The sequence below is a fragment of the Flavihumibacter fluminis genome (assembly GCF_021491375.1).
GTDB lineage: Bacteria > Bacteroidota > Bacteroidia > Chitinophagales > Chitinophagaceae > Flavihumibacter > Flavihumibacter fluminis.
Genome location: NZ_JAKEVY010000008.1, coordinates 44,743 through 64,689 on the forward strand (window position 1 = coordinate 44,743; position 19,947 = coordinate 64,689).

A 19,947-nucleotide genomic window follows, 5' to 3' on the forward strand; every position below is an offset into this window, starting at 1 on the left:
CGCACAATTCAGCAAATTCCCGCATCCACCGGTCGGGTGGGAAGCGCAGCGGCAGACTGAAATCAAAACTCTCGTTCGAGGTGGAAAGTAATGGGCTGTTTAAAGTAACAGTTAACCGCCTGACCTTTTTGTTTGGCAGGAGCCCACTTTCCGCTGGCTTCCAGCACTCGTTTTGCTTCCTGTCCTAGTCCTTTACCTGGATCGCTGATTATCGAAATATCTGCTAAGGTGCTGTCTGCTCTAACTACAAATCCGAGTAATACGGTGCCCGTTGTTTCGGAATCAATTGCTTCCTGGGGATATCGCAGTGTAGTGTTTAAAAACTTTTGCCAGGCTTCTTTTCCTCCCGGATAAAATGGCATTTGTTCGGCCTGTGTAAATGTAATTTCACCTTTGCCGGGTGTTTTTGACATAGGAACCGTATCTATCTGGACAGCTTTATTGCCCCGCTGATGTTCAGCAAATAATACAGCTGACTCGAGGATTTTCCGGGCAATGGTTTCCTGATTCTTTGTTTCCCTGATAAACTCATAATCACCCGGATTGGTAAGAAAACCACATTCAATCAGTAAAGCGGGAGTTTCAGATTTGTCAAGCACCCAGATTCCTTTATTTTGACGTTCTTTTATTCCATTTACTTTGACAACCGGACTTAACTGATTTTGCAAAATCTGAGCTGCTGTTAAAGAGGCATTCAGATGTTGGTGCGGCCCGTTTGACCGGGGAACATGTAGCTCGTATCCGTTTAATGAATTGTTATCGCTACCATTTAAATGCACCGATAGAAGCAATGCTGGCTTTATGGAATTGGAATACAAAACACGCCACTTATTCGCTTCAAATGGATCCGTTAAATTATCTGGCAATGACTCGTCCATTCTGGTTAGGAGAACCTTGACATTGTAATCAGGACCCAGACTGGCAATTTTCCGGCTAATTTGTAATGCCAGTTGCTGTTCTGTTTGGCCGTCTGGTAACTTAATACCCGGATCAGGTCCGCCGTGCCCGGCATCCACTACAATGGTAACCGGCTCTTTGGCAACAAAACCACCTTCGGATGGCTTACGAATGACAAAAGCAACTAACAGGAAGGAAAGGCTGGCAACCAAAGGCAGGGCCAGCACCCGGCTTAGGTAGCCGGATTTTTGGAAAGGTTTAATGGTTAACATGGTTATTCGACGTTTAAGTTGTGACTGAAAAAATGGATGGGTAAGCGCCAGCTGCTTTTCCTGAATGCTTCGTTCCAGTAAAATTTCTGCGTATTCGAGTGGACCATCATTACCTATGGCATGCTGATCCGCGAGATACTCATGAACAGCCCTTAATTCATTCCTTATCAGATAGTAAAAAGGATTAAACCAGCAAACCAGAATGGCCAGCTGACAAAAGAGGATATCCAGGCTGTGATATTGCCGTATATGGTAAAGTTCATGCCTGAAAATCTGTTGACCGGCTCTGCTATTCAGGGAAACCTGGTCGTTCCAGAATACAGATCGGAAAAATGAAAAAGGCGTTCCTTTTTCCCTGGTATGATAAATTGTAATATCATCCAGTTGCTCACCTTTATAGATTTTTCGCATCCTGTGAATCCTTCGAAGCGCAATACCCAATCCCCAAAAACCAACACCTATACCAGCAGAATAGATTAGTTTTAAAATTGTAATTGATCTCAACATCGATCCAACAGGGCTTACTTCCACATTTTCACCTTCCCCATACACGGAGATTACCTCGATAGTTCGGATTACAGTTTGGCTGATTATCCCTTCATTAAAGAACGACAAATCAAAATGAAGCAATGGAAGCACCATTGAGATGATCAGCACTCCTAAAAGGTAATACCGGTTATACTGATGAAAACGCTGATCCCGTAGAAAGATCCAGTAATAACCCAGCAGAATAGCCGAGGAAACAAGCATTTTGAAGAGGTACAACAAATAGGGGAGCATGGCTTATTTTTTAGCTGATCGAATCTGTTTCAAAAGTGCTTCCAGTTCATCAACTGAAATTTTTTCGTCCTTCACAAACTGGCTCACCAGGTTAGTAGCGGATCCTTCAAAATATCCTTTTACAATTTGCTGAACGGATCGCTTGCCATAATCGGCTTTACTGATTAGAGGACGATAAAGGTTATTTCTTCCCTGCTGAATTGCTTCCACAAAGCCTTTTTCGATCAGAATTTTAAGAATCGTGGCAATGGTATTGGAGTGCGGCTTTGGCTCCTCCGTAGCTTCCATGATATCCTTTAAGAATCCCTGGCCAATTCCCCACAAAACCTGCATCACTTCCTCTTCGGCTTTTGTCAACGATTTCATATAACTAATAATTTAGTCATAGCAATCTAAAACTATATTTTTAGTTATGCAAATATTTTTTCAAGTAGTTTAAACCCGACCGGTGAGGTTAGAGACCAAAGGAACGGGAGAGGTAATCCTGGTTGAAGTCGATGAAGGTAGGGCGGCCGTTCGCAGTAATGTTGGGCTGCGCACAGCGCAGCAGATCTTCCGCCAGCCGGCGCATTTCCACCTGGGTAAGTGCAGTTCCGGACTTGATGGAATGTTGGGATGCCAGGGAACGTATCAGTTTTTCCCGCCGGGAAAATTTGACATCACTGCTAAAATGTTTGTACTGATCCAGCAATTGTTCAATCGCGGCTTTCTCATTGCCCTGAACAATATCGGCCGGACTCCCCTGAACCACAAAGCTATTATTACCAAAGGGATCAATCTGGTAGCCGAGTAATAGCATATCTGAAAGCAGTTCCGTCAGCAGGGCCGCATCCGCCGGGGCCAGTTCCAGGGTCACTGGAAAAAGACTTTGCTGGGATGCTATGATTTTTCCAACCAGGGCTGCAGCGTAACGTTCATACAAAACCCGTTCATGAGCAAATTGCTGGTGAATCAGCAGAAAGCCCTGGAGGGTTGGAGCAATCAGGTACTGCAACTGGATTTGAAGCAACTCAGCATGCTCCAGCAACTGCCATTTTTTTCGGGGCTTTTCCCAATCAAAATACAATTCACCTTCTTCATCACCCAATTTGCCTGCTGGCAATCCACCAGTATGCTTATCTGTTGCTGGTTTCTCAAAAAAATCTTTCCAGGAAGGCATCGCTTTCTCCTGTGCAGCTCCACCTGTTGCAGCACCAGACCCGCCGATTCCTGAATAACCTCCCTTTTCGATAAAGTGTGCCTGGTTGGATTTGCTGAAAGCCTGGTACAGCTCAGAACTGCTCGCTGCCTGCCGGTGTTCATCCGTAAATGGTTTGGCAACCGCATCTGATTGTTGAATACCGGCATCGATATCAAATTCCAGGGTAGGCGTTATACTGAATTGTGCAAGCGCATGTTTCACGGCAGCCTGTACAAATGCATATACAATTTTTTCGTCTTCAAATTTGATTTCCTGCTTGGTTGGATGCACATTCACATCAATCTGTTCCGGATTCAGATCAATGAATAATACATAAAGCGGGAAACTATCGGCCGGTATCAGATCCTGAAAAGCCTGCATCACTGCATGATTCAGGTAAGCGCTTCTGATAAACCGGTTGTTAACGAAAAAATATTGATCCCCCCGGGTCTTCTTGGCGGCATCCGGTTTACCAATAAAGCCCTGGATATTGAGATAATCGGTTTGTTCCTGAACAGGCACTAACCTCGATAAATAGGCATTCCCAAGCAATTGAACAATCCGTTGTTTGAGCGATCCTTTATCCAGGTGAAAAACCTGCTGGTCATTATGAGAAAGCGAGAAAAAGATATGGGGAAAAGCCATTGCTACCCTGGTAAACTCATCAATGATATGCCGCATTTCGGCAGCATTACTTTTCAAAAAATTTCTCCGGGCCGGAACATTAAAAAACAGGTTCTTCATCGCGATGCTGGTGCCGGCTGCTGTAGCACACGGCTCCTGCCTTACCACCATACTGTTCTCCATTTCCAGGTAGGTACCCAGTTCATCCTGTGACCTTCTGGTTTTTAACTCAACCTGCGCAACTGCCGCAATAGAAGCAAGTGCTTCCCCGCGAAACCCCATTGTATTGATATGAAAGAGATCGTCGATCTGACGGATCTTGGAGGTAGCATGCCGTTCAAAACAGAGCCTCGCATCCGTTTCATTCATCCCTTTTCCATTGTCGATTACCTGAATAAGGGATTTTCCGGCCTCTTTAACCAGCAGCCGAATTTCGGTTGCTCCTGCATCCACTGCATTTTCCAACAATTCCTTTACTGCACTAGCCGGACGTTGAATCACTTCTCCCGCCGCGATCTGGTTAGCTATATGATCGGGCAATAATTGTATGGTATCTGCCAATGTTCACACTCCTTTCGGCAAAGATAACACCTGCCTTTAATACCGCTCCCAGACTTTTTGAAGATACGCTTCCACGGCCCTTCGAACTTTTACTGCACTGGTCTGGTGATTGTTTACTAAAACCGAAAAAATCAATCGCTTTCCTTTTTTTGTAGTCAGATAGCCGCTCAATGCAACCTGCCCGCTTAATGTCCCGGTCTTCGCTTTCATTGCATCACCTAAATCAGAATAGTAATTCGATAATGTTCCTTTTCCGCCGGATGCAAGTATGGCATCTACTCTATTGCGGCCAAACTCCTGCTCCATTTTTTCCAGTAGCCATACCATATCAACCGGCGTGAATAAATTATAACGGCTCAAACCGGATCCATCCACCCAATTTGGTGAATGTGGCAAACCTTTGAGGTCGGCCTTTAAAATGGTATCAATCATTTTTCGGGTATTCATCCAGCCATAAACCTGTTGCGATGCCATCAGCAAAACCTGTTCGGCATAAAAATTATCGCTGCGTAGCATCATCAGCTTTAAGAGACTGTCTGTTGGCTGCGAATATAAAACCCGGTCGGCCTTTCTGGTATTCTCGCCAGGCACCAGAAGAATGGAACGACCGATTGTATCCCTTAATAAATCAAGCGCGGAAAAAAGGCCATTTGTTACAAAAGGAATCTCCAGTGTTTTTAAAATCTCCTTCCCTTCCGAGATGGTAAACTGGTTGGAGTACCGGTCACGTATAACCGAAAAACTGGATGTTTTTGCCGGATTAAAATTCACCTTCCAGGAAACTTCAGGTTCTGAATACACAAAGGCTTCGTTTACCAGCTGTCCGTCTTCTGATTCGGATTTTTCGAGTACCTGCGTCCAGCGGATGGTATTGCCATATACCGGTAGTGGACTCCGCTCCGCCATATATGAACTGTTGTAATCGTCCCAGGACCAGCCATAACCCAGTTCTTTCTCCCGCCAGTTCTCCTGTTGAATAACCAGCTCTTTCTGATTTGATTTCAACCAGTCGATAACCGGGTGAACAGGAAAATCAGGATGCAGCAAACTGGGATCACCAGTAGGCAGCAGGTAGATACTGTCTGCAGTTTCAGCATATCGGATGCCAGGAAGCGAATCCCCCAGATACCGCATCCCTGCATACATAGTGAACAGTTTGGTATTGCTGGCCGGAATAAAATATTTATCGCCTTGGTAGTTGTATAAATAACTGGCTTTTTGTGGATCGTAAATACTGATGCCAATATGAGCCTGTCTCAGTCCCTCTTCCTGAAGAACCAGTTTTTGAGCGTATTGATCCAGTTTTTTGGAAACCGAACAAGCCGACAGGATAAGCATCAGCAAAACTGAAAAAACTACATGTGTGTATAAGCGCATTCTTTAAAAATAACTAAAATACTCAGTTTCTTTCCTGCGCCCGTAACCAGCGTTCGGGAATATCATTATTGCTCGCAATCAGATAATCTTTATAGGAACAGGCGATGAATCGGTTATCGGGCAATTGCATCCACCAGCGGCCGGTCCGTTTACTTTGCAGGAACAGGGTTTCCACTTCTGCAAACGCTGTATTGTATTCATAAAAGGAATCTCTTTCCTTTAAGGCAGCCTCCGTTTTCCCCTTATTAATACCATCAATATAATACCAGATCATCTGGCTGATCTGCTGCGCGGTCAGTTCTTCCGGATCTTTTGCCAGTTGGTATCCATAAATTCCAAAACTGTTTACAACCGGGCTCATGCCTGCATACCGGGCAAGTACACAGGCTTCTTCTCCATTCAACCCGTTGGGAGAAATAGCAGATCCCGGGGCATAGGCATGGGCCATAGCTGACAAATCAAAACTTACCATGCGACAGTTCCGGATGACCGGTTCCATTTCATCAATCTGTTCCTTTACGGTTCCAACCCTGAAACAATCAAACCGGAGTTTATCCATGTTCTCCAGCATATAGGGATGTACATAATAACTCTGAAAAGCCAGGTGGCTATAATGTTTCATGAAATTGGGTTCGCCGGTCAGCATTTCCATCAAAAAATGATCAGCCTGGGGCAACGCTTCCATATCCAGATCAATTTTTGCATCAATGCAAACAGCTTCGATGAGTTGCTGTCTGCTCGCATAAGCATGGTATTGGGCAAGCGTAAGATCATGTGAACCACCAAGGATCAAAACCCGCTTTCCTGCGTCAGTCAATTCCCGGATGACAAGATTTAGTGCTGCATAGGTATCGCTGAGTGATGCACCAGGTTTGATATTGCCGATATCTGCAATCCTGATTTCGGTATGCCAGTAAAAACTTCTATAAAACATTTTCCTAATCTGATCGGTTCCCTTACAAAAGGGTCTGCCCATTCCCAGTCCTCTTTGTTCTCCACAACCTACCAAAACCAGATCAACAGCATCCAATTCCGGGAAGGCGTCTTCTTCATATACCAGGATCTGTTTTCCCATCTGACCTGCTCGGAAACCCTGGTCTTCACTGATGGCAGCCAATGAAACCGGCAAAACAAAATCCGTTAAATGTTGCATTTCACTCATGGCTGCAAGATAATAATTGGACTCTTTAGCGTTATGCCTAATTTTACGGTTTAATCGACCAACATGACTATTCACAAAGAAGGCTATAAATCCATCGCCATTGCCACCCTTATTTTTGTAATCCTCAACCTGCTGTCATTCTTTTTTATCAGTGCATCTGCACCCCTGATCAGCTGGATCATTTTTGTTGGATTGCTAGGGCTGCTTCTTTTCATCATATCCTTTTTCAGACTGCCTAACAGAACACATACATTTGGAGAAGATAAAGTTATATGTCCGGCCGATGGAAAAGTAGTGGTTATCGAAGAAGTATTTGATGAAGAATATTTCCACGACAAACGCCTGCAGGTGAGCATTTTTATGAGTCCGGCTAATGTGCATGTCAACCGCAATCCGATATCTGGTGAGGTTATTTACAGCAAATATCACAAAGGAAAATACCTGGTGGCCTGGCATCCCAAATCATCTACCGAAAACGAACGTCACAGTGTGGTCTTAAAAACCGGTAATACAGAAATCCTGGTAAAACAAATCGCCGGTGCACTCGCAAAAAGGATTGTCAATTACCTGAAAGCCGGCATGAAAGTGAAACAGAACGAAGAACTGGGTTTCATTAAATTTGGTAGTCGCGTGGATCTTCTGCTACCTGTTGGCACCGAGGTAAATGTACAACTCGGCCAGGCTGTGAAAGGCGGGGTAGATGTGTTGGCGACATTGAAGAAGTGAAAGGTGAAAAGTGAGACGTGAGACGTGAAACGTGAAACGTGAGATGTGAAAACCCTAATTTGCACGCTTCTATGGAGTCATTAATTTGTACATAAGCCGTGGCATTGAACGGCAGTACCTCCTTTGCTTTCAATGAACTCCCTGTCTCCTTTGTCTCCCGTTTCCGTTGTTCCCCCTTCCTTTCTCCCCTCTTCCTTTCCTCCCTTAAAATATCTCCATTATTTCCTTTAAACTATACACTGTATAAGTTGGTGCAAAACTTGCCGTTTCGCGGATATGGTTCACAAATACCTGGTCCATTCCGGCATTTTTGGCGCCCATAATATCCGCTTCCAGGTGATCGCCGATCATGATACTGGTGTGTGGAACAGCACCCGTTTTACGAAAAGCAAATTCAAAGATTTCCTTATTGGGTTTGAGGCTATTGCTGCCTTCGGATGTAATAACTTCCCCAAAAAAATGATCTATTCCTGCGTTCTTCAGTTTGGCATGCTGAACATCTTCAAATCCATTGGTGATTAAATGTAAAGCATACCCTTTTTCATGCAGGTAGGTCAGTAATTCATGGGCATGCGGAAACAATATATTCCGGTGCGGCAAATGAGCCAGGAAAGCCGCACTGAGTTCTTTTGCCAGTTGTTCATTCCCGATTTTAAAATCCAGCAGGGTATGCCACATTCTCTTCCACCGAAGCTCATCCACTTTAATCAAGCCATTACGATAGCGCTCCCATAGCCGGTCGTTATGCGCACAATACTGTTTATGGAAATAAGTAAAATCACTTATTCCCTTTGTAGATAATTCCATCTCTTTGTAGAGATGTTCCAGGGTTTTTTTTGCGTTTTCTTCAAAATCCCACAGTGTATGATCCAAATCGAAGAATAAATGTGAATAATGCTTCATATATGATTGACAAAGGTATTGCATGATTCTAAAGAATTATTATCTTGGCAGTCCGTAGCATCCTAAATATTCTGATCCCTATGACCAAAATTCTACTCGCAGGCAGCGCTCTGATTGCTTCCTTGTCTGCCTATGCTGAACCGATCGATAGTGTTCAGCTGGCATCCTCTGAACCCAGTCAAATTCAGGCAACTTTCAAAAAACAGGCAGATTCCCTTAACCAGGTTCTGAAATTTCATTCAGGTAAACTCCGGTTTTCTGACCAGTCGATTCGAATGAAAGTTCCTGACGGACATTATTTTATTGAACCAGATCAGGCCAGGTATATCCTGGAAAATATCTGGGGAAATATTCCGGATGAAGAGGTTCTGGGCATGATTGTTCGATCCGATTTTGTTCCTTCCAACATTAACAACGATTATAGTTTTGTAATCAGCTATGCTCCGATCGGATATGTTTCAAGCGAGAAACAGAAAGAATTTGACCATCTTGAATTGCTTAATAATATTCGCGAACAACTACAGGAAGCCAATGAAAAAAGATTGGAGCAGGGATTCAATGCACTTCAGGTGGAAAACTGGGTAATGATCCCCTATTTCGATGATTATAAAAAAGCGCTTTACTGGGCTACTGAACTCAAAGTAAACGGAAGTGATGAATCGCTTGTGAATTACAACCTTCGCTTACTCGGTAAAAACGGAGTTCTCAAGATCAATGCTGTTGGTACAATGGATCAGTTGCCTGCAATTAAAAAGGTATTACCTTTTATCTTGTCACAAAGTGAATTCATGGAAGGATTTCGTCATTCCGATCAGGCAAACCCGGTTTCCTCGGAAAAGAACTGGCAACTGGAGGAACTGATTTCAGGAAAGCAGCAGAAGAGTATGTTGGCTGCATTCCCTAAACCCATTGCTGCCGGATCCCTGCTGATGATCGGTACAATATTCTTTATACGTCGTTTTAGCAATTCTAAAAGAAAACCTGGCAAGGCAACTGCATAAGATGGCGTACATTTACGCATGATTATTGTGATAACAGGCTCCAGCAAGGGTATTGGAAAAGCTGTGGCCGAGGAGTTTGCTTCAGAAGCACATCAGTTTTTTTTATGCAGCCGGAATGATTTCCAGTTATACGAAACGCTAAAGGACCTGCAAAACAGGTTCCCCACCAGTGAATTTAAAGCACGCCCAACCGATCTTTCCAAACGGGAGGAAGTAAGAGATTTTGCCGACTGGGTGTTATCTCATGGTGTTCCCGATATTTTGATTAACAATGCTGGCCTTTTTATACCAGGAAGCATCCACAATGAAGAAGAGGGTGCACTTGAAACTTCTCTATCCGTAAACTTATTATCTGCCTACCATCTTACCCGCCATTTTTTACCGGGCATGATGGCCAGAAAATCCGGCCATATTTTCAATATCTGTTCCATCGCTTCCATTTCCGCTTATCCAAATGGAGGCGCTTACAGCATCAGCAAATATGCCCTGCTCGGCTTCAGCAAAAACCTTCGGGAAGAAATGAAGCCCCATGGTATAAAGGTTACCGCCGTTTTACCTGGCGCCGCCTACACTGATAGCTGGTCCGGATCAGGTATAGATCCGAATCGTATGATGGAAGCCCGTGATATTGCCCTTATGATTGTTGCCACCAGCCGTTTATCAAGCAGGGCATGCGTTGAAGACATTATTCTTCGCCCCCAATTAGGTGATTTGTAATTTGTGCTTGCATGCAGCTTCGTTTTTCTACTATACTTCTGATTGTATCAATCTTACTGTTGCCATTTTTTTCAACAGCACAGGTCAACTTTACTACACTTGCCGATAAGCAGTCTATTGGACTGAACGATATTTTACAAGTGCAGTTCATTGCTGAAAATGCCAGCCAGATTGAATCTTTTGAAGCGCCTCCATTTACTGATTTCAATGTATTGCAGGGACCAATTGAAACCAGTGGTATGAGCCTGGTGAATGGTGAAATTTCAAGGTACCAGGCAATGACATTCATTCTGCGACCAAAGCGTACCGGCAAATTAATCATACAGGGAGCGACTGCGCTCATTAACGGGAAACGGACGAAGTCGAATCAGTTGAGGATTGAAGTTGGTAATGCCACCCCTCAGTCTGCAAATCCCTATCCGATTGATCCTGGCATTAGTGCATACCGCCGTCAGATCCAGGAAGATTATATTCTTCAACCTGGGGAAACACCCGCTGAGAAAATAAAAAAAGGACTCCTCGTGGTTTTGGATCTCGACAAAACCACCGCATATGTTGGAGAACCCATCGTTTCCACCTATAAATTATTGACAAGACTTCGTTCCGATTCAAGAGTCAGCAAACGCCCCTCCATGAATGGATTCAGTGTATACGATATGATTGAGCTGGACGGTGCTGGTCCCACTATCGAAGAAAGGAATGGTAAGGAATACCAGTCGCATATCATTCGTAAAACCCAGCTTATCCCGCTGCAGGAAGGTACGTTTGAACTGGAACCGGTTGAGCTGGAAAACAAGGTTCGTTTCCTTCGGACCGACCAAACATCCGGATCAGCCAACAGGAGTTCCTTGCAACGACTGATTGATGATCTGATGGGTGATGCATCCGGAACCTGGGAAGAACACCAGATAACAGTTGCAAGTCCGGCCCGTACAGTAACCATCCTTCCTCTTCCGCAAGGCGCCCCCAACAGTTTCTCCGGCGCAGTTGGCAAATTCACCATCAAGGGAGCTACTTCGACTAACAAAATAGCAGCGGGTGAGAACCTGACCTATGTCCTTGAAATTGAAGGAAGCGGCAACCTTCCCCTTATCAATGCTCCCGAATGGTTTTTACCGGATAGCATCACCAGTTTTGATCCGCAGATCACAGAAGAACTGAACAAAAGCATTAGTCCGATGGAGGGTAAAAAAACAATTACCTATACCATTACCAGTTCAGCACCCGGAACTTTTCAATTGCCCGGGATTGAATTCAGCTTTTTTGATCCGGGAACAAAGGCATATAAAACACTCAGGACAGATAGCATCCCTCTGACAATAACACCCTCCCTTAACCGAATGCCCGAGAAACCCGCGACGCAAAAAATTTCTGAGCCTGTTTTATCTCCCGGCAAACTGATAATCATAGGTGTAGGGCTGCTGGTATTTGGTGGCATGATCTGGCTAATAATGGGAAGAAAAAAAACAGGTCATGCTCCTGCAAATCCAAAGCCGTCCGAACTTGTATCTGTTAATCCTGAACCTGTACATAGAACAATATCAGACTATCTAATATCGCCCAGATGGGCAGCAGGAAAAGAGGATCCCGTGCTTTTCTTCAAGGAATTGGAAACAAGCATCTGGAATTGCATCGGGGATCATTTTGGACTTGCTCCATCTGAAAGAAAGAAAGAAACCGTAGTTCCGATGCTGAAAGCAAGGGGATGGAGTGATAACGATCTGGCGGCGCTCGATTCAATCTGGAATCGGTGTGAGTGGGCCTTGTATGCACCCGGAATAGCAGTTGCGGATGCTGCAGCTATATTGACAGAGGTGGAAGGTTTGCTTACTAAAGTGCAGCAATCCTAATACTTATTCATTTTCCGCGTATTTGTAACCCACTCCTCTCACGGAGTGAAAATATTTGGGATTGCGGCTGTCTTCTTCAAAATATTTACGGAAGCTAAGAATGAAATTATCAATGGTACGTGTAGTTGGGTATACATTATATCCCCATACAGTCTGCAGGATTTTCTCCCTTGGTACCACTTCGTTTTTGTTTTCAATCAGCAGTTTCAGTAACATGGCTTCCTTTTTACTGAGCTGGATCTTTTGTCCATCATGAGTGGTAGCTTCCTGCGCCCTGAAATCAATTTTATTGGACCCAAACTGGTAGGTATCTCCAATGGTATCCTTATCCTTTAATTTTTTATTTTTTTGAATCAGTTTATGGACCCGTAACATTAATTCTTCCAGGTTAAATGGTTTGGTCAGGTAATCATCGGCTCCTTTTTTCAAACCTGTAACCCGATCAGCACTACTGTTTTTAGCGCTTAAAATTAATATGGGCACTTCGTTGTGCTGAATGCGAATGGATTCCAGGACTGTAAGTCCGTCCATCCCCGGCAGCATGATATCCAATATAACCAGATCGAAATACTCTTGCTGAACAGCTTTTACAGCCGATAAACCATCATAGGCCGAACTTACTTCATATCCTTCCAGTTCAAGGTTCAGTTTTAATGCCTCGTGCAGGTTTTCTTCGTCTTCAACCAGCAAAATGGAAATATTGTCTGCCATGTTGTTTAATTGTTGGGTAACTGAACTATAAAGTTAGCTCCACTGGGCTGATTATCTGAAACCCGAATGGAACCCCGGTGATCTGTTGTGATTTTTTTACACAGATAGAGCCCCAAACCGGTTCCCTGGGTGGTTCGTACGGATTCATTCCCGATTCGATAAAACCGCTTAAAAATTTTTCCTTTTTCTTCATCCGGAATGCCGGGTCCCTGGTCTGCTATTGACATTTCAACATTGGATGTACCCCGTCCTAATTTCACTTGAACAGAAGCTGACCTGGGACTATATTTCACTGCATTGTCCAGCAGATTATTAATCAGAATCTGGATAAGTAAAGGATCGGCTTTGAGATGAATAGAATCGGGTATCTCAAGGATCCAGGTGCGGTCAGGAAAGCGTTGTTTAAAATCCATAACCAGCCGTGAAATCAAGGCAGATAAATCCAGGTCTTCCTTTACCAGTTTGTAACCACCGCCTTCCAGTTGGGATGAAATAAGAATATTATTGGTGAGCGTATTAAGTCGATTGGTTTCCTGAAGGGTCATCCGGATAAGTTTGTCTTTTTTCTCTTCATCCAGTTTGTGTTTCTGAAGTGTTTCCAGGTTCAGCTTGGCTACTGCGATAGGTGTTTTCAGTTCATGTGTAATAGCCATCATGAAATTCTGTTGCTGTTGGGCAACTTTAAACTGCCGCCGTACTGCCCTGAAAACAAAAACAGCTCCCACTAGAATGATGAATAAAAAGGTAGCGCCTTCTCCGCGGTATTGGTGTGTTTTACGAATGGACTCTTCATTGATCTGCTCCACTTTTTTAAGGTACTGCGGGTCATCGGCAACCAGTTCCATTAGCCGGTAATTGGCCATCTGGCTGCTTTGCTCCTGTAAGCGGATATACCAGAAAAGAAGGGCGGCAATAATATACAATAGCAAAAACCAGTAGAGAATGGTAGCAAGTGCCAGTTTCTGTTTAGGTAAAAAGCGGAGAGGCATAATTAGTCAGGAGCTTTTTCGACCCGAACTCCCACATTTAAGATATGTTCCAACGGATCATCGCGCATGATCTGTTCCAACTTGAATTGGTAAGTACCCGCTTTCAATGAAACAGGAGCCTGGGAAATTCGAACCCGATGTTCATAAATATCATCCATCCCTGCACCCAGCCAACCTTTATCATTGGTCGCTAATTGCAGATCAAGCGCCTGCACCTGTGCTACTGAATCTCCAGGCGCTTTGGTATGAATATTCAACCACAAATTATTGTAGCGGTATGCATCAGCATGACGCACTACTACAAAAATATTATAACGGGAAACGGTATCTGTAATATTGAATTCGAAAGATGGCTTATCAGCAACCTGCCAGCTATGATTTTCCAGCGTTGCGTTACGTTCAAACACATCAATGGTTTGGCAGGAAACAAACAACAGCATCAAAATCGGAAGCCATGCAAAATGGAATCTTTTCATATCCGTAAAAATAGCTTATAAGACATTCAGAACCTGCTCCTTTGCTTTTTCCAGCTCATCTTTCATCAGCACTACCGATTGCTGGATGGTGGAATCATATGCTTTGGCTCCGGTGGTATTAATTTCTCTGCCAATTTCCTGCAGCAGGAAAGAAAGCTTTTTCCCGATTTCGGCATCGTTATCACGAAGAAGGGTGCGAAAATAGTCGCAGTGATTCTTCAGCCTTACCTGTTCTTCACTGATATCAATTTTTTCGATATAGTAAATGATTTCCTGTTCCAATCGGTTCTTGTCATACTGTTCTGCGCCCACATTTTCTTCCAGTAGTTTCACCAGGCCCTCCCGAATCTTCAACTTCCGTTTTGGTTCTAACGCTGCTATCAGCTCCTCCTGCTTTTCGATGTTGGAAATCCTGTTCAGCAGATCAGCTTCCAGCACTTTTCCTTCTTCCAGGCGGTGTTGATTCAGATCATCCGCAGCTTCATCAAGGATCGACTGGAAAACCAGCCATTCGTCCTCCGTCAATGTATCTGAGGTAGGGGTGATAACTTCAGGAAGCTTTAAAATATTTCCCAGAATATGGGAATCATCCAATCCCAACTCTTTGGAAAGTTCAGCAATTGGCTGAAAGTAAGCTTTGGCCAGCGAGATATTTATACTTACGGGTTTTGCATTTCCGGTTTGCTTCAGGCTGATGGTGCAATCGATGGTTCCTCTCTGCAGTTTTTCAGAAAGGCGCTTGCGGATATCAAACTCGAAAGGTTTTATAAATCCAGGCATTTTCAAGGAACAATCAAATTGTTTCCCGTTCAATGATTTTATGTCTATCAAAAATGTTTTGTCCCCGACATTCCGTTCAGCTCTTCCAAATCCGGTCATTGATTTCAGCATGTGAATCTGTTTTATTGGGCAAGGTAAGGAATCTATTGACTATGGCTACGCAAATACCAGTGACGTTAGTTCCTTTTTGGAATAGGTTCTGAGTTCGCCCGACTCCCAGCCATCGGCACTTAACTTGCCAATCCGGTAGCGTATCAGCCGTAGCGTTGGGAAACCGGTTTTGGCCGTCATCTTTCTTACCTGGCGATTCTTTCCTTCTGTCAAGGTCAGTTCAATCCAGCTGGTCGGTATGTTTTTTCGATATCGGATTGGCGGATTTCGTTCAGGTACGGCAGGTTCTTTCTCCAGCAGTTTCACTTTTGCAGGCCTGGTCAGATGAGTTGTTCCATTTACGGAAATCTCAACACCATTCTGCAATTGCTGCAATGCCTGGCTGGTTATAGTACCTTCTACCTGCACGAGATAGGTGCGGGAATGCCCCTTTGCAGGTTGCAGTAGCGCAGCATTCATGGTCCGGTCGTTTGTGAGCAACAACAATCCTTCGCTATCATAATCCAACCTGCCAACCGGATAAACATCCACCGGCACTGAGCAAATATCTTTCAGTGTCTTCTTATCTCCTTCCTTGCTGAATTGTGATAAAACCTCGTAAGGTTTGTATAGTACGAAGTAGTATAGCATGTATAAAAAAAGCCCGGGAGTAAACCGAGCTTTATTATTATGATGGGTTAGTAAGTAGGGAACAGAAATTCCCTACACAATATTAAAAATAATTTTCTCTATTGAAAAAAATATTTACAAAAATTTTATTCACATTTTATTTTAGTCTGTGGAAAAGGATGGACTTTATCAATCCAATTCAATGCAATTACCTTTGTTCAAATTTTAAACTATGCAGTTTCCTTCACCTGTTGCCATCACGTGGATTGCCGACCTGATTAATGCAACTGTAATTGGCAATAAAAACGGACAGGCAACAGGTATCAATGAAATACACCGCGTAGAAAATGGTGACCTGGTTTTCGTTGACCATCCCAAGTATTATCAGAAATGTATTCAGTCTGCCGCATCTTTTATCATCATTAATACAGACAAAGTTGTAGTGCCTGACGGAAAAGCCTTACTGGTAGTGGAAAATCCATTCGAAGCCTATCTTGCCATTGTTGCTCATTTCAGACCTTTTCAGCCAGCCTTTCGTTCTATTGCAGAGAGTGCAAAAATTGGTGAAGGCAGTTATATCGCGCCAAATGTTTTCATTGGTCACCAGGTTGAAATTGGAAAAAACTGTCGGATTCATCCAAATGTTACCATCCTGGATCATTGCATAATAGGCGACGACGTAATCATTCAGTCCGGAACCGTTATTGGCTCAGATGCATTTTATTACAACGGGAAAAAGGATCGGGAAGTCTGGTATAAAAAAATGGAGAGCTGTGGTAGAGTAATTATTGAAGACCAGGTTGAAATTGGCGCCGGTTGCACTATAGATCGAGGAGTTAGTCATGATACCCGCATCGGAAAAGGAACCAAACTCGACAACATGGTCCATATCGGTCATGATACCATCATCGGGAAAAACTGTTTGTTTGCTGCACAGGTAGGGATTGCAGGAGCTACCACTATTGAGGATGGTGTAATTTTATGGGGACAGGTTGGCGTGAGCAAAACACTCACGATTGGCAAGAATGCAATTGTGCTGGCTCAGTCTGGTGTAGGTGGAGACCTGGAAGCCGGTAAGGTTTATTTTGGCTCCCCAGCTGAAGATGCATCCACAAAAAAACGGGAACTCGTTTGGATCAAACGAATTCCCGAAATATGGAAGAAACTGAATGCCTGATTGCTATTCTCTCTGGGGATTATAATCATAAGGAACAGCATCTGCAATTCGTTCATAACTCCAGTAGCCGGTATTGATCAGGTCTGCCTGTTCCCACCAGTAACCGTTTTCTTCAATAACAAAATCATCCAGAATATCCAGTACTGTTAGCTGTACCCGGATATGTGGAGGCAGTTTATAAAACTTGACAAAAGCCGGATCAGGCAACTCTTTGTAGTACTTGATACGGAATTTCCCAGGTAACAGAATTTCAACTACCCCACTGTCTTTAAAATAAAAACTGGTATCATAATATTCGGGCAGGCGGGCTGATTCAAATTCACGGGCATCCTGATTGGTAACCTGCTCGAGTACAAACCCTTCTTCTTCTATCGTTTTTGCATGCCAGCTGCGCATAAAATGCAACTTACTTCCCATGTATGCTTTCTTCCGGTTCTTTTCCCATAAAGCTTCTTCTTCCGGAGTGCCATTCATGGTTTCATAAAATGGGTAACCGCTGAAAGTGGAGATCTTGGTTCCATACTCATAACTCAAAGAATCCATCCCGTACCTGATTTTATAACCCAGTGCGCGATTCACTATCCGGAGCTCTTCCTTTGCCAGCACTTTGAGACGATTTCTTTTTTTGCTGTAGAAAAAACGCAGTGCTTCAGGATTTTCCAGTTCACATTCCCGGGAATTGATAGTAGTGCCAAAAAATTGCTCTTTAAAAAAACTGCCGTATTTATTCCATCCATCCGGTACTTCATTACTGCCCGCAATTGTTACCGACTCCATACTGTTATCCTTTGGGATCAGTTGGATGAACAAAGGCTCTGTATTGGAAGCATTGATGCGCTGTTCACCTGACTGATATCCTGTAAAAGAAACTACCAGATCGTATCCGCCTTTAGGCAGTGAGATACTGAATTCTCCTTCATTATTGGTAATAACTCCAAAAGTGGTATTCTGGCAAAACACAGATGCACCTTTGAGCGGTTGCTGACTGGCTGAGTCCAGCACTTTTCCAGTTACGGTAAATCTTTCCTGCGCCAGCAATGCCGGCAAGGAAAACAGGAAAATGAAAAACGAAAGAAGCAATACTCTTTTCATGCGATATTGATTTCAGGTAATTTGAACGTGAATTTGCAGTCGATGGTATATCGTGAATGCAAAAAAGAAGCCATTTATCTTGAATAGTGAAGTAAGTACCGCTCGGCAGCGGAAAGAACAGCCTTTTCAAGGGGGGTATAGTGAAAATCCGGAAGGAATTGCAGCAATTTACTGTTATCAAAATAGGTTTTACTCTGCGCTATTTTCGCAGTTTCCCGGCTAAGCAATGGTTTTTTTCCTGTAAAAGCAGCCTTGATTTTTTCCAATCTCCAGGCGAGGCTGCTTAAAAAGGGGCCTGCTTCTCTATAGGGAGGGTTTTTATTCAATCCTTTTGCAATCGTTTCAAGTAGTTGTTTAAAACTCCAGCTCTCTCCATTTAATATAAAGCGCTCCATTGTTACAGTATGCTCCAATAAGCCAACGATTGCTCTGGCAGCATCCTGCACATCGATGAACCCATTCACACCGTTGGTATACCAGGGAAACTCCTGGTATACATTTTTAAAGATGGCGCAACTGCTGTTATCCCAATTACCAAATCCAAGAATAGTACTTGGGTTTACAATTACACCTTCAAGTCCTTCTGCAAGTCCTCTCCAGACTTCCATTTCAGCCCGGTGTTTGGTATAAGCATAGTGTGTATTCAACCTGCTGTCCACCCATTTTTTTTCTTCCGTAACCGATTCGCCATTTGCTGTTCTACCCAGGGCGGCGACAGAGCTAACATGAACGAAACGTTTGATGCCTGCTTCGATAGAAAAGTTGACAACATTAGCAGTGCCATTTATATTGGTGGCATACATTTTTTTCCGGTCCGCACGATGAAAGGATACAATTGCTGCGGAATGAATTACAGCATCCATGCCCTGCAGCGCGTCTTCCAATGACCCGAGGTCCAGCACATCACCTTCCACCCATTCAACTTGTTGCAGGATTTCAGGTGCAATAAAAAAAGGCCTGGATGAAGTGTTTCTAGCAAGTCCCCGCACTTTATATCCATTTTGAATCAGTACCTGCAGAATATAGGCACCTAAAAAGCCGGTTGCCCCGGTTACCAGTACGGATTTTATTATTGGATGAGGAGATGCTGCAATCATGATTTGTACGTGTAATAACCGGCCCCGGTTTTTCTGCCCAGATTACCTTCTTTAACTTTTTGCTCCTGTACAGATGAGGGGCGAAGTCGTTCGGGTTTTCCGAGTTGTTCATAAACACTGCAACTGACGGCATAGTTCACATCATTTCCAATCAGATCCATCAGCCGAAAAGGTCCCATTTTAAATCCTGCCGCCTCCATCAAATCATCTATTAATGAAAATGACACTCCCTGTTCAGCCAAGCGAAGCGCTTCGATATAGAAGGGTCTTGCAACCCGGTTAACAATAAATCCGGGAGAGTCTTTGCAGATTACCGGTGTCTTACCCATGTTGGTTGCCAGTTCTACTATTTTCCGGACCACTGCAGGTGAGCTGTGGGAAGTTGTAACCACTTCCACCAGTTTCATCAAAGGAGCCGGATTGAAAAAATGCATTCCTATTACCTGGGAAGGATAGGGATGTGCAACTGCAATTTCTTCAACCGATAAAGAAGATGTATTGGTGGCATAGATGGATGCCGGGCCATTAAGCGCTGCCAGTTCTTCAAAAAGCTTGTTCTTAACGGAAAGTTTTTCAACAATAGCCTCCAGTAAGACGGGGGCTTTACACAGTGAGATGTCGGTGGTATATTCAATGGACTGCACTATTGAATCAAATGCCGATTCCGAGATTTTTTGCTTCTGGACAAGATTTTCCAATCGCTGCCTGATCTGCTCCTCCGCTTTTTTCAAAACCGGCTCTGAAAGGTCAAATAACATCACGGACAGGCCATGCTGTGCGGCGGTCTGTGCAATTCCAGCACCCATTGTACCCGCACCACAAACTAAGAGGGAGCGATTTTTCATGGTTGCATCC

The 19,947-nt window shown here is 43.8% G+C and carries 19 protein-coding genes; 5 read left to right on the forward strand and 14 right to left on the reverse strand.

Translation table 11 applies throughout. From position 1 onward, the window contains the following. Positions 1–62: 62 nt before the first annotated feature. The 5 genes from L0U88_RS20315 to L0U88_RS20335 all read right to left on the reverse strand — a co-directional run bounded on the left by L0U88_RS20315 (position 63) and on the right by L0U88_RS20335 (position 6,853). Positions 63–1,949: an N-acetylmuramoyl-L-alanine amidase gene (locus L0U88_RS20315; RefSeq protein ID WP_234868654.1), complete on the reverse strand. Its 1,887-nt coding sequence runs from the start codon at positions 1,947–1,949 to the stop codon at positions 63–65. Between the two features lie 3 nt (positions 1,950–1,952). After that, entirely contained in the window at positions 1,953–2,315 is a 363-nt protein-coding gene (locus L0U88_RS20320) for a BlaI/MecI/CopY family transcriptional regulator (RefSeq protein WP_234868655.1), read from the reverse strand. A gap of 88 nt (positions 2,316–2,403) precedes the next feature. Beyond that, entirely contained in the window at positions 2,404–4,314 is a 1,911-nt protein-coding gene (gene mutL, locus L0U88_RS20325) for a DNA mismatch repair endonuclease MutL (RefSeq protein WP_234868656.1), read from the reverse strand. 36 nt (positions 4,315–4,350) lie between these two features. Beyond that, positions 4,351–5,691 (reverse strand): D-alanyl-D-alanine carboxypeptidase/D-alanyl-D-alanine-endopeptidase, encoded by a 1,341-nt coding sequence (locus L0U88_RS20330; protein ID WP_234868657.1) that lies wholly within the window; start codon positions 5,689–5,691, stop codon positions 4,351–4,353. Positions 5,692–5,713: 22 nt separating this feature from the next. Beyond that, entirely contained in the window at positions 5,714–6,853 is a 1,140-nt protein-coding gene (locus L0U88_RS20335; protein WP_234868658.1) for a formimidoylglutamase, read from the reverse strand. A 63-nt stretch (positions 6,854–6,916) separates the two neighbouring features. Between L0U88_RS20335 and L0U88_RS20340 the strand changes: the two genes are divergently transcribed. Further along, positions 6,917–7,579, forward strand: coding sequence for a phosphatidylserine decarboxylase family protein (locus L0U88_RS20340; protein ID WP_234868659.1), 663 nt, complete (start codon positions 6,917–6,919; stop codon positions 7,577–7,579). Positions 7,580–7,783: 204 nt separating this feature from the next. On the opposite strand, the gene L0U88_RS20345 is transcribed toward L0U88_RS20340, so the two are convergent. Further along, positions 7,784–8,482, reverse strand: a complete 699-nt coding sequence (locus tag L0U88_RS20345) for a YjjG family noncanonical pyrimidine nucleotidase (protein WP_234868660.1) — start codon at positions 8,480–8,482, stop codon at positions 7,784–7,786. An 80-nt stretch (positions 8,483–8,562) separates the two neighbouring features. Between L0U88_RS20345 and L0U88_RS20350 the strand changes: the two genes are divergently transcribed. Genes L0U88_RS20350 through L0U88_RS20360 form a run of 3 tightly spaced genes read left to right on the forward strand, consistent with a single transcriptional unit; the run spans position 8,563 to position 12,050 of the window. After that, complete coding sequence (locus L0U88_RS20350; protein WP_234868661.1) at positions 8,563–9,483, forward strand: DUF2167 domain-containing protein; 921 nt, start codon at positions 8,563–8,565, stop codon at positions 9,481–9,483. An 18-nt stretch (positions 9,484–9,501) separates the two neighbouring features. Then, positions 9,502–10,200, forward strand: a complete 699-nt coding sequence (locus L0U88_RS20355; protein WP_234868662.1) for an SDR family oxidoreductase — start codon at positions 9,502–9,504, stop codon at positions 10,198–10,200. 11 nt (positions 10,201–10,211) lie between these two features. Then, a complete protein-coding gene (locus L0U88_RS20360) occupies positions 10,212–12,050 on the forward strand; it encodes a BatD family protein (protein ID WP_234868663.1) in 1,839 nt (612 codons plus the stop codon). Positions 12,051–12,053: 3 nt separating this feature from the next. Here L0U88_RS20360 and L0U88_RS20365 read toward each other — a convergent pair whose 3' ends face one another. From L0U88_RS20365 to L0U88_RS20385, 5 genes are read right to left on the reverse strand one after another with little or no spacing between them, the layout of a single operon-like run. Beyond that, positions 12,054–12,761 (reverse strand): response regulator transcription factor, encoded by a 708-nt coding sequence (locus tag L0U88_RS20365; RefSeq protein WP_234868664.1) that lies wholly within the window; start codon positions 12,759–12,761, stop codon positions 12,054–12,056. Positions 12,762–12,766: 5 nt separating this feature from the next. Then, positions 12,767–13,750, reverse strand: coding sequence for a sensor histidine kinase (locus L0U88_RS20370; RefSeq protein ID WP_234868665.1), 984 nt, complete (start codon positions 13,748–13,750; stop codon positions 12,767–12,769). Positions 13,751–13,752: 2 nt separating this feature from the next. After that, entirely contained in the window at positions 13,753–14,226 is a 474-nt protein-coding gene (locus L0U88_RS20375; RefSeq protein ID WP_234868666.1) for a gliding motility lipoprotein GldH, read from the reverse strand. A gap of 15 nt (positions 14,227–14,241) precedes the next feature. Further along, a complete protein-coding gene (locus tag L0U88_RS20380) occupies positions 14,242–15,117 on the reverse strand; it encodes a YicC/YloC family endoribonuclease (RefSeq protein ID WP_234868667.1) in 876 nt (291 codons plus the stop codon). A 45-nt stretch (positions 15,118–15,162) separates the two neighbouring features. After that, entirely contained in the window at positions 15,163–15,747 is a 585-nt protein-coding gene (locus L0U88_RS20385) for a pseudouridine synthase (RefSeq protein ID WP_234868668.1), read from the reverse strand. A 211-nt stretch (positions 15,748–15,958) separates the two neighbouring features. Between L0U88_RS20385 and L0U88_RS20390 the strand changes: the two genes are divergently transcribed. Further along, a complete protein-coding gene (locus tag L0U88_RS20390) occupies positions 15,959–16,903 on the forward strand; it encodes a UDP-3-O-(3-hydroxymyristoyl)glucosamine N-acyltransferase (protein WP_234868669.1) in 945 nt (314 codons plus the stop codon). A 3-nt stretch (positions 16,904–16,906) separates the two neighbouring features. Here L0U88_RS20390 and L0U88_RS20395 read toward each other — a convergent pair whose 3' ends face one another. The 3 genes from L0U88_RS20395 to L0U88_RS20405 form a co-directional block, all read right to left on the reverse strand. Then, a complete protein-coding gene (locus L0U88_RS20395; RefSeq protein ID WP_234868670.1) occupies positions 16,907–17,995 on the reverse strand; it encodes a carboxypeptidase-like regulatory domain-containing protein in 1,089 nt (362 codons plus the stop codon). Between the two features lie 74 nt (positions 17,996–18,069). Then, positions 18,070–19,092, reverse strand: coding sequence for an NAD-dependent epimerase/dehydratase family protein (locus tag L0U88_RS20400; protein ID WP_234868671.1), 1,023 nt, complete (start codon positions 19,090–19,092; stop codon positions 18,070–18,072). After that, positions 19,089–19,937 (reverse strand): 3-hydroxyacyl-CoA dehydrogenase NAD-binding domain-containing protein, encoded by an 849-nt coding sequence (locus L0U88_RS20405; protein WP_234868672.1) that lies wholly within the window; start codon positions 19,935–19,937, stop codon positions 19,089–19,091. The genes L0U88_RS20400 and L0U88_RS20405 overlap by 4 nt, the downstream gene beginning before the upstream one ends. Between the last annotated feature and the right edge of the window lie 10 nt (positions 19,938–19,947).